Source organism: Pantoea sp. PGP6 (assembly GCF_053474785.1).
In genome coordinates, this window is record NZ_JBQBMA010000001.1 from 2020736 (window position 1) to 2035260 (window position 14525).

At 56.8% G+C, this 14525-nt stretch carries 9 protein-coding genes; 4 read left to right on the forward strand and 5 right to left on the reverse strand.

Translation table 11 applies throughout. The features are described from left to right. Positions 1–68: 68 nt before the first annotated feature. The gene (locus ACLIBF_RS09555) at positions 69–935 is read left to right on the forward strand and encodes a crotonase/enoyl-CoA hydratase family protein (RefSeq protein ID WP_031374543.1); all 867 of its coding nucleotides are present in this window, start codon (positions 69–71) and stop codon (positions 933–935) included. A gap of 12 nt (positions 936–947) precedes the next feature. Here ACLIBF_RS09555 and pdeR read toward each other — a convergent pair whose 3' ends face one another. From pdeR to ACLIBF_RS09580, 5 genes are all read right to left on the reverse strand, one after another. Then, entirely contained in the window at positions 948–2933 is a 1986-nt protein-coding gene (gene pdeR, locus ACLIBF_RS09560) for a cyclic di-GMP phosphodiesterase (protein ID WP_031374542.1), read from the reverse strand. A 159-nt stretch (positions 2934–3092) separates the two neighbouring features. Continuing rightward, a complete protein-coding gene (locus tag ACLIBF_RS09565; protein WP_069728525.1) occupies positions 3093–3383 on the reverse strand; it encodes a YbdD/YjiX family protein in 291 nt (96 codons plus the stop codon). Next, positions 3376–5445: a carbon starvation CstA family protein gene (locus ACLIBF_RS09570; RefSeq protein WP_448309574.1), complete on the reverse strand. Its 2070-nt coding sequence runs from the start codon at positions 5443–5445 to the stop codon at positions 3376–3378. The genes ACLIBF_RS09565 and ACLIBF_RS09570 overlap by 8 nt, the downstream gene beginning before the upstream one ends. Positions 5446–5631: 186 nt before the next feature. Beyond that, positions 5632–7566 carry an exoribonuclease II gene (locus ACLIBF_RS09575; RefSeq protein ID WP_089561452.1) on the reverse strand — a complete coding sequence of 645 codons (1935 nt, stop codon included), beginning with the start codon at positions 7564–7566 and terminating at the stop codon, positions 5632–5634. A 114-nt stretch (positions 7567–7680) separates the two neighbouring features. Further along, positions 7681–9984, reverse strand: coding sequence for an FdhF/YdeP family oxidoreductase (locus ACLIBF_RS09580; protein ID WP_089561453.1), 2304 nt, complete (start codon positions 9982–9984; stop codon positions 7681–7683). A gap of 262 nt (positions 9985–10246) precedes the next feature. Here ACLIBF_RS09580 and ACLIBF_RS09585 point away from each other — a divergent pair, with 262 nt between their 5' ends. From ACLIBF_RS09585 to ACLIBF_RS09595, 3 genes are all read left to right on the forward strand, one after another. Next, positions 10247–11833 (forward strand): PTS transporter subunit EIIC, encoded by a 1587-nt coding sequence (locus ACLIBF_RS09585; protein WP_279809707.1) that lies wholly within the window; start codon positions 10247–10249, stop codon positions 11831–11833. Between the two features lie 176 nt (positions 11834–12009). Further along, positions 12010–13554, forward strand: a complete 1545-nt coding sequence (locus tag ACLIBF_RS09590) for a methyl-accepting chemotaxis protein (RefSeq protein ID WP_448309575.1) — start codon at positions 12010–12012, stop codon at positions 13552–13554. Positions 13555–13785: 231 nt separating this feature from the next. Beyond that, complete coding sequence (locus ACLIBF_RS09595; protein WP_279809705.1) at positions 13786–14514, forward strand: YoaK family protein; 729 nt, start codon at positions 13786–13788, stop codon at positions 14512–14514. The last annotated feature ends 11 nt before the right edge of the window (positions 14515–14525 follow it).

Here is a 14525-nt window from a genome sequence, read left to right on the forward strand (position 1 = left end):
CTGGACTCACTCTGCATTACGCTGATGTGGCGTATTAAGCGCATCAAATATAAACAGAGGATGAGACAATGACAGTTATTAACCAAGCAACGTGCAGATTATTTACCGAAGTCGGTAACACCACCCAGTTAGTCGCCTATTACGAGGAAGGACGACGCACCATGTGGATGATGCTGCGCGCTCAGCCGCGTCCCAGCTTCAACCACGAACTGATTGAGGAGATCATGAACCTGAGCTATGCCGCGCAGCGTTCCGGCCTGCCAATCGATTTCTGGGTGACGGGCTCGCTGGTTCCACAGATGTTTAACGCCGGAGGCGATCTGCGCTTCTTTGTTGAGTGCATCCGTAATAACCGGCGCGAAGCACTGCGGGCTTATGCCCGAGCCTGTGTTGACTGTATCCATTCAGCAGCACGCGGCTTTGACACCGGCGCGGTCACGCTGGCGATGATTGAGGGCAGTGCGCTGGGCGGTGGCTTTGAAGCTGCGCTGGCGCACCACTTTATTCTGGCGCAGAACAACGCGCGGATGGGCTTCCCGGAAATTGCCTTTAACCTGTTCCCGGGAATGGGCGGTTATTCGCTGGTGGCACGTCGTGCCGGCATGAAGCTGGCCGAAGAGCTGATCTGTGAAGGGGAGTCGCACAGCGCGGAATGGTACGAAACACGCGGTCTGGTGGATAAAGTATTTCAGCCTGGTGACAGCTATCGCGCCACCCGAACCTTTATCGATACCTTACGTCCGAAACTCAACGGCGTGCGGGCAATGCTGAAAGCGCGTCAGCGCGTGCTGCAATTGTCACGCGCTGAGCTGATGGACATTACCGAAGATTGGGTTGATTACGCCTTTACCATTGAACCCAAAGACATTGCTTATATGGAACGTCTGGTACAGTTACAAAACCGCCACAGCGCATCACTGCGTAAAGCGGGCTAGTAATTAACAGCGTTAAACGCGGGCAGGATGCTTAGCCAGCCAATGCCCAAATTGCTCCGCGGGCATTGGTTTTGCGTAGAGATAGCCCTGACGCCCGTCAACACCACTTTTAAGGATAAATTTCTCTTCATCCTGGGTTTCAATACCCTCGGCAATCACCTGCAGGTCAAGCGCCTTGGCGACGGCGACGATGGCACGCACCAGCGATTGTGAAACCGGCTGCTTATTGATATTACGGATAAAACTTTGATCGAGCTTAATGGCGTTAATCGGCACCCGCGCCAGTTGTGACAGCGAAGAGTAGCCGGTACCAAAGTCATCGAGATGCACCTGAGCCCCCAAATCCTGAAACTGCTTCATCAGCTTCAGCGCTTCGGTCTCATTTTCGATCAGGCAACTTTCGGTCAGTTCAATATCGATCGGGCAATCGGTCAGACCGGCCTCGGTCAGCGCCTGTTTCAAATCGCTGTAGATACTTTGATCGATCAGCTGGCGGGCAGAGACGTTGACTGCCACCCGCAGATACACGCCGTCCTGACGCCAGGCGATAATCTGCTTCAGCACGTTAAGCATCACCCAGCGACCCAGCGGCACAATCAGCCCAGACTCTTCGGCGTAGGGAATAAAATCGCCCGGCGAGACCATCCCGCGCTCCGGTGAAATCCAGCGCACCAGCGCTTCGGCGCTGCGCACGTTGCCGTCACTGTCGATTTTCGGCTGGTAGTGGACAATGAGGTGATCCAGCTCCAGCGCTTTACGCAGGTTAGTATCGAGCCACAGATACTCAAACACCCGCTGATTCATCTCAGCCGCAAACACACAAAATTTGCCGCGGCCGTTCTCTTTAGCATGGTACATCGCGGTGTCGGCGTTGCGGATCAGGCTCTCGCGATCCTCGCCATGCATCGGGGCGAGGGCGATACCGATCGAGCAGCCGCTGTAGACTTCAATCAGCCCAATGCGGAACGGCTGACGCAGTCGCTCGAGGATGCGGGAAGACATCGCCTCCAGCGCCGCCTGGCTGGTGTGTTCTGCCAGCACCACAAATTCATCACCGCCCAGGCGACCCAGCGTCTGATCTTTGCCGAGGCAGCTCAGGATCGCCAGCGACACAGCCTGCAACAGCTGATCGCCAAACATATGACCGTAGGCGTCATTCACTTTCTTGAAATTATCGAGATCGAGATAGACCACGCCGGTCTCATCGCCGCCAGCTTGCTCCAGCGCCTGGCTCATTTGCTGATGAATCGCGTTACGATTGGGTAATCCGGTCACCGTATCGGTGTTGGCCAGCACCCGCAGGCGTTCCTGGGCGCGACGCTCCTCGGTTATGTCCGTGCCTGAACAGATGAGGAAAATTTCATTTTTGCCACTGCCGCTGTGAACGAACTTATTACGAAACAAGAACAGTCGCTGGCCTTTTCTGGTTTTCACCCAGCGCTCGACCTCATAGGAGTTACCATCCCGGAAGAAGCCGGCAATGTTACGTCGCGAGGCCGCAGCTTCCTGTTTGGTCATAAATAGCTGAAAGACATTCTGGCCAATCACCTCATGTTCGTTCAGACCGGTATATTCTTCACTCAGGCGGTTAAAACGCTGGATGTTGCCACGCTGGTCGAGAATGACGATCACTGAATTGGCTTCCGAAACCACCTGTTCGGCGAATGAAAGCCCTAATGTCAAATCACGGGCAACCGCGGCGGTATCGCCCCAGGCAGAGGCGGTTCCGGCCCACGAAGATTGGTTAACTTTGCGGCCGACCAGATGCAACGGTACCGCAACACCCTGCAACGGCAGCGTCAGATTAATACTTGAGGTGATGACCGGCATGGCCCGTATCATCGCAGCCTGGCCGGGGGTTAGCGGCAGGGCTATATTGGTTAGTGACGACTCATCTTCGGCAAAATTCAGCGCATCGCTGTCCGCGGTCAGACGCCAATGAGGGCTGGTTGTACCAAACAAGGTGTACAACAACGTTTGCCCTTGTTCATCGGTCATGGAAACTTCCTCCGGGGAGTGCTCTGCAGGCGTTATCTCATTATTTTAGCAACAGTATTCATCATCCGACGTTAGCACAAGGTACAAACCAAATATATTTTGCTATCAAGATATGAATGGCACAAAAAAGCCCCACTTCCGTGGGGCTTATTACGTTCATCAGCAGGGACATTTTCCGAGCTTACCGGCCTGGCTGGGGAAGCGGGCATCCAGACAGTAGCGGTGGAAATCACGCTCATTCATCGGCGTCTGTTCAGGGTGATGCAGTCGCATATGCTGCAGGTATGTTTGATAATCCTGCACCCCGACCATTAAGCGAAAGCACTGTTGCAGCCCTCGCCACAGGCTCCGCCAGCGAAAGGGCGCCGCCTCGCGGGCCGTAACAAACTGGCAGCGATGGATCTGCCACTCGCCCTGCGGACGACGCACCGGATGAATCGCATCAGACATGACGCACCTCCTTATTACGCAGCGCAACCGTCGATTCATGCGTGGTCGGCAGGTTACTGCGCAATGCCTTGCGGATAACAAAGAAGGCGGCAATCAGCATCGTCACCGCCACCAGCATAAAGAAGCCGCACAGCGCCGCATTGATCTGATTGCTGAAGACGATGGTCTGCATATCGGCCACGGTTTTCGCCGGGGCAATCAATACGCCTTCATCCAGCCCTTTTCGGAACTTACTGGCCTGCGCCAGAAAGCCGATTGACGGTTTTTCATGGAAGATTTTCTGCCAGCCGGCGGTCATTGAGGTAATGAACAGCCAGATGGTTGGCAGGATGGTGACCCAGGCGTAGCGTTGTTTTTTCATTTTGAACAACACCACGGTACCGAGGATCAGCGCCATTGAGGCCAGCATCTGGTTTCCGATACCAAACAGCGGCCACAGGGTGTTAATGCCGCCCAGCGGATCGACCACGCCCTGATAGACAAAGAAGCCCCAGCCCGCCACCGCGACCGTGGTACCGGCCATGTTACCGAGCCAGGAGCGGTTATTCGCCAGTGAAGGCACCACGGTGCCGACCAGATCCTGCACCATAAAACGGCAGGCGCGGGTACCGGCATCGACGGCAGTCAGGATAAACAGCGCTTCAAACAGGATGGCGAAGTGGTACCAGAACGCCATCATCGCCCGGCTGTTGAAAATGTCGGAAATGATGTGTGCCATCCCGACGGCAAAGGTTGGTGCACCACCGGCACGTGAGAGGATAGAGCCTTCCCCCACGTCGCGGGCAATGCCGCTCAGCATCTCTGGCGTCACCACAAAGCCCCAGCCGTTGATCACCTGCGAGGCGCTCTCAACGGTGGTGCCAATCAGCGCAGCCGGTGAGTTCATGGCGAAATAGACGCCGGGGTCCAGCACCGAGGCGCAAATCAGCGCCATGATCGCCACTAATGACTCCATCAGCATCGCTCCGTAACCAATGAAGCGGATATGGCTTTCACGCTCCACCAGTTTCGGCGTGGTGCCGCTCGACACCAGCGCATGGAAGCCGGAGATGGCACCACAGGCAATCGTGATAAACAGGAACGGGAACATTGCGCCGGAGAAGACCGGGCCGCTGCCGTCGATAAATTTGGTCACCGCCGGCATTTTCATCTCTGGCATGGCAAACACGATGCCAATCGCCAGTCCGACAATGACGCCAATTTTAAGGAAGGTAGACAGGTAATCACGCGGGGCCAGCAGCAGCCAGACCGGCAGGACCGAGGCAATGAAGCCGTAAATCACCAGTACCCAGGTGAGCGAAGTGCCTTTCAGGGTGAAAAACGGTCCCCAGTAAGGATGCTGCGCCACGTCACCGCCATAGATGATCGCCGCCATCATCAGCACAAAACCGATCAGCGACACTTCAGCGATTTTTCCGGGGCGGATAAAGCGCATATAAACGCCCATAAACAGCGCCATAGGAATGGTGGCGGCGATGGTAAACAGGCCCCAGGGGCTGTTGGCTAACGCCTTGACCACCACCAGCGCCAGCGCCGAAAGAATGATGATCATCACGCCGAGCGCGCCAAGCATGGTGACCACACCGGCAAAGGCGCCCAGTTCCTGACGGGCCATTTCACCCAGCGAGCGGCCATCGCGGCGGGTAGAAATAAACAGGATCAGGAAGTCCTGTACCGCACCCGCCAGCATCACCCCGACCAGAATCCAGATGGTGCCGGGCAGGAACCCCATTTGTGCCGCCAGGATCGGCCCGACCAGCGGACCGGCACCGGCAATGGCCGCGAAGTGGTGACCAAACAGCACCCACTTGTTGGTCGGCACATAATCGAGACCGTCATTCAGCCGCTCGGCGGGCGTCAGACGGCGGTCATCCAGTTCAAAAATATTGCGGGCAATAAACAGGCTGTAAAAGCGATAGGCGATGCTGTAGCAGGCAACCGCCGCAATCACCAGCCAGACTGCGTTGACGTGTTCGCCGCGGCTGAGTGCCAGCATAGCGAAAGCGCCCGCGCCGATTAACGCCACCACTAACCAGATCGCGCCGGTTTTGACGTTTTTCATGACTAACTCCTTGTGAGGATCGAGAGAGATGCGATCGAAAACAACGAGTCAAACTTAATGTAATGGAATGTAAGTGAAAGTTAATCGAGGAAGAAGTGTGAAGCGGGGTACAAATTTAACATTTTTGCAAAGCAGAGGCGGTGGGAAGTGACGGGATAACCAGCGTTATCCCGTCAGATTTCAGACTTAAACGGCGGGGCGAGCTACCACGCTACGGGTTTCCATCCGGACTTCCGCGATGGTCACGTCGATAACGTCAGTGACGCGGTAAACCACTTCGCCTTTGATCTGCACGGTGCCATTTTCCTGGCTGCAGACCAGTTCATCACGTACCGCGTGGATGAACGGGGCCGGGATAAACGCGACCGCACCGAACTCCAGCAGGCGTACCCGCATACCGCCGCGCGACACGTCGATGATCTCGGCGCTGAAACGACGGTCGGTAGCCGCGAACGGTGCCAGATAGCGGGCATAGAGCCAGTCACCGACATCGCGCTCGGCCATGCGGTTAAGGCGACGACGTTCACTCATGGTGACGGTCAGCGCCTCATCCGGACGGGCGATCTGCTCGCCGCGAATGATCGCCTTCAGCAGACGATGGTTGATCATATCGCCAAACTTACGGATCGGTGAGGTCCAGGTGGCGTAGGCTTCAAGGCCGAGGCCAAAATGCGGGCCCGGTTCAGTGCTGATCTCAGCAAAGGTCTGGAAACGACGGATGCGGCTGTCGAGGAACTGCGTCGGCTGGGCATCCAGCTCGCGGCGCAGCACGCGGAAACCTTCAAGCGTGGTAATCGCCTGCGCATCCACGCTGATACCGTGGTTCGCCAGCACGGCGGCTGCCTGTTCGGCGTTAGTGCTATCGAAACCGGCATGCACGTTGTAGATACCAAACCCGAGCGTGTCACGCAGCACTTTAGCCGCGCAGACGTTAGCCAGAATCATCGACTCTTCAACGATACGGTTGGCGATACGGCGAGGTTCAGCCACGATCTCCAGCACTTCGCCTTTCTCACCCAGCAGGAAGCGGTAGTCAGGACGATCTTTGAATACCAGTGCATGGGTCTGACGCCATTCACTGCGTGCCAGACAGAGACGGTGCAGCAGGCGGATTTGCTCAGCAATCGCCTCGCTTTCCGGCTGCCATTCACCGCTGTTTTCCAGCCAGTCAGAAACGTCGTCGTAGGCCAGTTTAGCTTTGGACTCGATCCAGGCAGCAAAGAACTGCGGATCATCAGTCAGGCTGCCATCCGCAGCGACAGTGACGCGGCAGGCCAGCGCCGGACGGCGCGCATGCGGACGCAGCGAGCAGACGTCATCAGAAAGCTGACGCGGCAGCATCGGAATATTAAAGCCCGGCAGATAGTTGGTGAAGGCACGCTGCGCCGCCAGTTTATCCAGCTGGCTGCCTTCCGCCACGTAGGCGGTGGGATCGGCGATAGCCACGGTCAGGCGCAGCGCGCCATCTTCCAGCGCTTCAACGTAGAGCGCATCATCCATATCTTCGGTGCTGGCGCTGTCGATGGTGACGAAATCCAGCGCGGTCAGATCTTCACGCGTCAGGTTTTCATCCAGCATTTCGCCAAAGCTGACATCAGGCGCTTCACGCTCAAGGTTATGACGCGACAGCGTCACCCACCATGGCGCGAGGTGATCGTCAGCTTTGACAATGAAATCGGTCAGTTCGGCATAAAAACCGCGATCGCCTTTCAGCGGGTGGCGGCGCATCTCCGCCACTGCCCAGTCGCCATTTTCAAACTCATGCGTCAGTCCACGCACCGGACGGCACTGAATGGCGTCCTTCAGCAGTGGATGATCTGGCACGATGGAGAGGCGATCGTCTTTTTTCTGTACCCGGCCAACAAAGCGGCTCAGGAACGGCTCAACCAGCGTTTCTGGCTCAGCGCTTTCACGATCTTTATCGCTGTTGATCACGGCGACGATACGGTCACCGTGCATCACTTTTTTCATCTGCGGCGGCGGGATGAAGTAGCTTTTTTGTGCATCGACTTCCAGGAAGCCGAAGCCTTTTTCGGTGCCTTTAACAACGCCTTCAGCGCGAGGCGTTTGCGAGTGGAGCTTCTCTTTCAGCTGCGCGAGCAGCGGGTTATCCTGGAACATAATTTTTACGTTTCGTGGCCTGATTGCGGCTGACAGTTTTACGCGAATCGACGCCGCGCGGCAAGGCAAAAAGCCGGACAGGCCGGCTTTTTAGGGGTGGAGACCTGACCGCGATCAGGCGATGCGTTGGTCGGCCAGCGCCGACGACAGTTCAAGTTTAACCGGCACCGATTTCGAGGTCGGCGTACCGCTGCCATCGCCAAAGCTGTTCAGCGGCACCAGCGGGTTAGTTTCCGGATAGTAAGCCGCCAGATTACCGCGCGGAATATTGTACGGCACCAGTTTGAATCCGCTGACGCGGCGGGTGATGCCATCATTCCACAGGGTTTCAATATCGACATTCTGGCCTTCCGTGAAGCCTAAATCCGCCATGTCGTCCGGGTTGATAAACACCACTTCACGCTGACCAAACACGCCACGATAACGATCATCAAGGCCGTAAATGGTGGTGTTGTACTGATCGTGTGAACGCAGGGTCTGCAGGGTGAATGGCACTTCCTGATCCAGATTCGGGAACAGCGAGGCCGGCAGAGCCGCGGCGCTGAACTCGGCTTTGCCACTGGCGGTATTGAAGCGCAGTTCCGCTGCCGCATTACCGAGGTAGAAGCCGCCCGGGATATCGCATTTAGCGTTAAAGTCAGCAAAGCCTGGAATGGTGGCCGCGATGTGTTCGCGGATCAGGTTGTAATCGCCTGCCAGCTCCAGCCATTTCACTTTCTCATCACCCAGCACCGCATGGGCGATACCGGCCACAATCGCAGTTTCAGAACGCTGAGTCTCTGCCAGCGGAATACCAATCCCTTCAGAGGCGTGCACCATACTGAATGAATCTTCCACCGTGATGAACTGGTTGCCGGTGGCCTGACGGTCGCGCTCGGTACGGCCCAGCGTCGGCAGGATCAGCCCTTCGTGACCCGGCACCAGATGGCTGCGGTTCAGTTTGGTGCTGATGTGAACCGTCAGTCCACAGCGTGACAGCGCTTCTTCAGTACGCGGCGAGTCCGGCGCAGCGGCGGCCAGGTTGCCTCCCAGCGCGATCAGCACTTTTACTTCATCACGCAGCATCGCATTCAGCGCTTCAACGGTGTTGTGGCCGTGCGCGCGTGGCGGTTCAAAGTTGAAGTGGTTACCCAGCGCATCAAGAAACGCCTGAGACGGCTTCTCATCAATCCCCATGGTGCGGTTGCCCTGCACGTTACTGTGACCACGAACCGGACACAGGCCTGCGCCTTTTTTGCCCAGCTGGCCGAACAGCAGCTGCAGGTTAGTGATTTCACGCACCGTATCAACCGAATGCTTATGCTGGGTAATGCCCATCGCCCAGGTGCAAATCACCCGGTCGGCACTCTGATAAATCGCCGCCGCTTCGCGGATTTGTGCCTGGGTCAGTCCCGACTGCGCCACAATCTGCATCCAGTCGGTGTGATCAACCGCCTCAATATAGGCTTCGATGCCGTTGGTTTTGGCATTGATAAAGGTCTGATCGAACAGGCCGCTTTCACCGGCGGCCAGCCGGGCGCGATGGGTCTCCAGCAGGCATTTCACCATGCCGCGCACCGCGGCCATATCGCCACCGAGGTTAGGCTGGTAGTAAGAAGAGCTGATGGTACCTGCCATTGAGGTCACCACTTCCAGCGGTTTTTGCGGGTCGGCAAAACGTTCCAGACCGCGCTCACGCAGGGTATTAAAGGTGACAATTTTCGCGCCGTGATCGGCGGCATGACGCAGGCTGTGCAGCATGCGCGGATGGTTAGTGCCGGGGTTCTGACCGAAGACGAAAATGGCATCCGCATGGTCAAAATCATCCAGACGAATGGTGCCTTTGCCCACGCCGATACTGCGCTTCAGGCCGGTCCCGCTCGCTTCATGGCACATATTAGAGCAGTCAGGGAAGTTGTTGGTGCCCATCAGGCGGCCAAACAACTGATAGAGCCACGACGCTTCATTACTGGCGCGACCGGAAGTGTAGAGCTCCATCTGGTCCGGGTTGTCCATCGCCTTAATGTGACGGGCGATCAGCGCAAACGCATCATCCCAGCTAATCGGCTCATAGTGGTCGGTTTCGGCGTTGTAGCGCAGCGGATGGGTCAGACGACCCTGATATTCAAGAAAATAGTCGCTCTGGGTATAGAGCGTGGTGACGCTGTGACGGGCAAAGAATTCACTGTCGACCACCCGGCGGGTCGCTTCCCAGGTCACCGCTTTGGCGCCGTTTTCGCAGAAGCTGAAGGTGCTTTTATTGTCATCACCCCAGGCGCAGCCCGGACAGTCAAAACCGCGAGCTTTATTCATGCGCATCAGGTTGCGCATATTTTTCAGGGCCGCTTTGCTGTCAAGAACGAAACGCGTGGTGGCTTCCAGTGAACCCCAGCCGCCCGCAGCCGCGCGATAGGGTTTGATTTGGCGTTTAAATTTCATATTGAGTGCAGGCTTTTTTATAGTAGGAAGTATTGTAGATAGTTTGTTATCAGGTTATGGCCTGATGGTGAAGGGGAGTGTGCAATTATCATCAAACCTTGTCTAATTGATTGACTTAATGGTGCGATAGCTGCTGTTTATCATGCATCGGCCAGAATTGTGATGCTGGTCAAATTTTACCCGCTTGTAACCTGCCGATAACGGGAGTTCTTATCACAACGCGCTAATACTTGCTGTTCATAACAGAAGAGGGCGCGACTCGATGAAACAGCTGACCAGCCAGATTCATGCGTTCGGCAAAGCGTTAATGATGCCAATCTCGGTGATCGCCGCGGCGGGGATCTTTCTCGGGCTGGCGGCAGCAATGCAAAACCCGGCAGTCACCGGCGATGCCTTTGCACAGATGCAGGTGCCACAGTTAATTATCGGCTTTATTCGTAAGGTGGCGGGGGCGTTGTTCGCGAACCTGCCGGTGTTCTTTGCGGTTGCCAGCGCCATCGGACTGGCTAAAGCGGAAAAGCCGACCGCCGCCTTTGCCGCCGTTATCGGCTATATCGCCATGAACGTCGGCATTAACGCCACGCTGGCGGCCAAAGGCATCACGGCGGCCACCACCACGCCGCAGGCGTTACAGCAGGCCGGCCTGGACCAGACCACTGCCATGATGACCTCAGCGGAATATATCGAGATGCTGGGTGTCTTCACCTACAACATGAGCGTGCTGGGCGGGGTGATTGCCGGGCTGGCGACGGTAGCGCTGCATAATCGCTTCTATACCCAGCAGCTGCCGACCGCGATCAGTTTCTTCGGCGGGCGACGCTTTGTGCCAATCGTCACCGTGGTCTGTCTGCCGCTGATTGGAGTGCTGCTGGCAATGATCTGGCCGACCATCGGCAACGGCATTGCGTGGATTGGCCAGTTGATCGGCAAAAGCGGCCAGTACGGCGCTTTTCTGCTCGGGGCGTTTGAACGCATCCTGATCCCCACCGGCCTGCACCATATCCTCAATGAAACCGTGCGCTTTACGCCGATTGGCGGTATGGCGATTGTTGACGGACAGACCATCGTTGGCGCGCTGAATATCTTCAACAGTTCACTGACCCATCCGGGGCTGATCCCGGACGATACGCTGCGCACCGCCACCCAGTTTCTGGCGCAGGGCAAAATTCCGGTGATGATGTTTGGTCTGCCGGCGGCCGCGCTGGCGATCTATCACACTGCGCGGCCTGAGCATAAGCAGCGGGTGAAGGCGCTGGTGCTGGCCGGGGCGTTAACCTCGTTTACTACCGGGATAACCGAACCGCTGGAGTTCTGTTTTATCTTCGTTTCGCCGGTGCTTTATCTGCTGCACGCGTTTCTTACCGGGCTGTCGTTTATGCTGATGTCGATGCTGCATCTGATGATCGGCAACGTGCAGGGCGGCATCATCGATCTGGTGGTATTCGGTGTGCTGGGCGGTGCGAAAACCCACTGGTGGTGGACGCTGGCGCTGGGAGTGATTTATGCGCCTGTCTACTATTACGCCTTCCGCCTGGTGATCACCCGGATGAACGTTGAAACGCCGGGACGGGAAACGGATGATGAGAAACCGCAGCAGGTGTCGGGTGACGAACGCACCCAGGTGATCATCAGCGGGCTGGGCGGACAGGCCAATATCGAGGATGTCGATTGCTGCTTTACCCGGCTGCGGGTGCGGGTAAAAGATATGAAAGAGGTGGTCGATCAAACCCTGATGAGCACCGGTGCCAACGGCGTAAACCGCGTCAGCGACAACGACGTGCAGGTGATTTATGGCCCGCAGGTGGAGAAAATCGCCAATCAGGTGAAGATGGCGCTCGGCGTGGCGTAGCGAACCCACGCCGATCAACCGCTTATAGCCCGATCTGATCGGGCTGTAACGCGCTGTTTATGTTTGTAATTATCCGATTACCGTCTGGCTTATTGTAACTAAAAAAAGCCGCGCCCTAATGGGGGGCAATTTCTGGCCGATATAACTCTTCATTCGTTCATTATCCGGAAGTTGCTATGTCACTCAAAAAATCCTCCCTGATGATCTTTTCTTTTCTGCTGGCGCTGTTTCTCACCAGCGTAGCCATTAGTACCTGGCTACTGATTCAGAGCAATCAGTCGTTAAATGCGGTCAATAAAGAGATCCGCGTGGTGCTGTCGGTCATCGATCCGATTAACCACAGCCGGACGCTGCGCGTGCGTCTGATGGAATATATGAAAGCGATTGAGGGCAGCGAGGCGAATAATCCGGCCACCTTAGAGAGCGTACGGATCGTTGCCGGCAAAGCCGATGCTGCCTTTGAAGCCTACATGAATGCGCCGCGCCTGCCGGGTGAAGACGCAGAGGCCGATGCTTATCGCCAGGCGTATCTGGCTTACCGCCAGCAGGGACTTCAGCCATTGATTGACGCCGCCGAAGCGCACGATCAGCTGCGGTTTAAAAACCAGATCGCCAACGTGGTGCGGCTGGACCGCCAGTATGAAATCATCCTTGATCGGGTACTTGCCCAGCACGAAGCCTATGCGAAGAAGCTCAATACCGATGCGCAAAGCCATTTCACCTCCGGGATCACCCTGCTGGCGATTTTTGGCGTCCTGTACTTTGCCATCATCATGGCGATTTATCTGTTCATGAAGCGCTATGTGCTGTCGCCGCTCAACGATGCGCAGGCGCATTGTAAGCTGATAGCGGCCGGTGTTCTTGATAGCACGGTGCCGGTGAAAGCCGGCTCCCGCAGCGAGATCCAGCAGCTGATGGCCTCACTGGAGCAGATGCGTAGCGCCCTGACCGCGATTATCCTGCAGGTCCGTGACTCTACCCGCTCGGTCTCTGGCGCGTCACAGGAGATCGCCGCCGGTAATATCGATCTGGCCTCGCGCACCGAACAACAGGCAGCGGCGCTGACTGAGACTGCCGCCAGCATGGAGCAGCTGGGTGCCACGGTAAAACAGAACACCGAAAACGTGTTTGAAGCCTGCCGCTTGACCAGTGAAGCGGTCAAAAATGCCGAAAGCGGTGAGAAAGTGTCGCAGGAAGTGGTGGTATCGATGGAGCTGATTAATGCCAGCTCGAAGAAGATTGAAGAGATCACTACCGTGATCGACAGCATCGCTTTCCAGACCAACATTCTGGCGCTGAATGCGGCGGTTGAAGCGGCCAGAGCCGGTGAACAGGGGCGCGGTTTTGCGGTGGTGGCCGGCGAGGTGCGTAATCTGGCCCAGCGCAGCGCCGTGGCGGCGAAAGAAATAGAAACGCTGATCGCTGAATCGGTGGCGATTATTCATGCCGGTTCCGATCAGGTCAGCCGCACCGGTGATGCCATGAGCGCCATCATCTCCTCGGTCAGCCGGGTTAATCAGCTGATGGAGCACATCTCCACCGCATCAGACGAACAGAGTCGCGGCATCGGACAGATCGAACAGGCGGTGACTGAGATGGACAGCGTGACGCAGCAGAACGCCGCGCTGGTGCAGGAGTCTGCCGCTGCCTCGGCTTCGCTTGAAGAGCAGGTGCGCTATCTGACACAGTCGGTTTCCACCTTCCGTCTGTCAGCCAGCTAACCGGCAGAGCCGTGCTGGATGCAGGACGGCACTGGCGCGGCGATACTATCGCGGTGGTACTTTAGCAGCGGTTGTATGGCGGCGGTAATCGGACGGCGGCAAGCGAACGACAGATTCTGGCGGTTAGCTGACGCGGCGCAGGGCAAATCTGTTTTGTCTGAATCGGTAACTTGTTTGCGATGAAAAATCAGCGGATTATAACCGCAATATTGACCCGGATTTGTAGGTTCCATGCTGATTACCACCGAGGATGCACGCAGCCACAGCGCCGATAGCCGACTGGCCTGCACCCTGGCCGCGGCCGCAGGCGCGCTGAATACCGCCGCGTTTGAGATTGTCGGCTTTTTCTCCGCCAACATGACCGGCAACGTCTCATCACTGTCCGATCATCTGGCAAAAGCCAACCTCAGCGCGGGGCTGTTTTTTCTGTCGGTCGTTTGCCTGTTTATTACCGGTTCGCTGGTCTCAACGCTGGTAATTAATTCAGGCCGCCGCCGCAATATTCGCACTATCTACGCGTTTGTCATTCTGGCCGAAGGCTTAGCGCTGGTTTTTCTCGGCGTGGCCGAATGCTTTTTCACGCCACTCTCGCCGGGCGTAGTGCTGATCATGGGCCTGAGTTTTTTGATGGGTTTGCAAAATGCAGTGGTAACGCGGATCTCAAATGCCCGGGTGCGCACCACGCACGTTTCCGGAACGGCGACCGATATCGGTATCGAACTGGCGATGCTGTATGAGGTGTTACGGCGCAAAGTCTCACCGAAAGAGGCGCCGCTGTATCTGGATCGTCTGCGGCTGCATGGCCTGACGCTGCTCTCATTCCTCGCGGGCGGCGTGGCAGGCATATGGCTGTATAAGTGGCTGGGCTATGGTTTCTTACTGCCGGTCGGGTTCGGATTAATGGCTCTGGCGCTGAAGGCGATATTCAGGCCGGCAGCGGCCCGGAAAGGCGCGGTGTAACCGGCGGATTC

Bases quoted from the DNA above. Each gene is read 5' to 3' on its own strand.
- ACLIBF_RS09555 (WP_031374543.1), top strand. From the start codon at position 69: ATGACAGTTATTAACCAAGCAACGTGCAGATTATTTACCGAAGTCGGT.
- pdeR (WP_031374542.1), bottom strand. From the start codon at position 2,933: ATGACCGATGAACAAGGGCAAACGTTGTTGTACACCTTGTTTGGTACA.
- ACLIBF_RS09565 (WP_069728525.1), bottom strand. From the start codon at position 3,383: ATGTCTGATGCGATTCATCCGGTGCGTCGTCCGCAGGGCGAGTGGCAG.
- ACLIBF_RS09570 (WP_448309574.1), bottom strand. From the start codon at position 5,445: ATGAAAAACGTCAAAACCGGCGCGATCTGGTTAGTGGTGGCGTTAATC.
- ACLIBF_RS09575 (WP_089561452.1), bottom strand. From the start codon at position 7,566: ATGTTCCAGGATAACCCGCTGCTCGCGCAGCTGAAAGAGAAGCTCCAC.
- ACLIBF_RS09580 (WP_089561453.1), bottom strand. From the start codon at position 9,984: ATGAAATTTAAACGCCAAATCAAACCCTATCGCGCGGCTGCGGGCGGC.
- ACLIBF_RS09585 (WP_279809707.1), top strand. From the start codon at position 10,247: ATGAAACAGCTGACCAGCCAGATTCATGCGTTCGGCAAAGCGTTAATG.
- ACLIBF_RS09590 (WP_448309575.1), top strand. From the start codon at position 12,010: ATGTCACTCAAAAAATCCTCCCTGATGATCTTTTCTTTTCTGCTGGCG.
- ACLIBF_RS09595 (WP_279809705.1), top strand. From the start codon at position 13,786: ATGCTGATTACCACCGAGGATGCACGCAGCCACAGCGCCGATAGCCGA.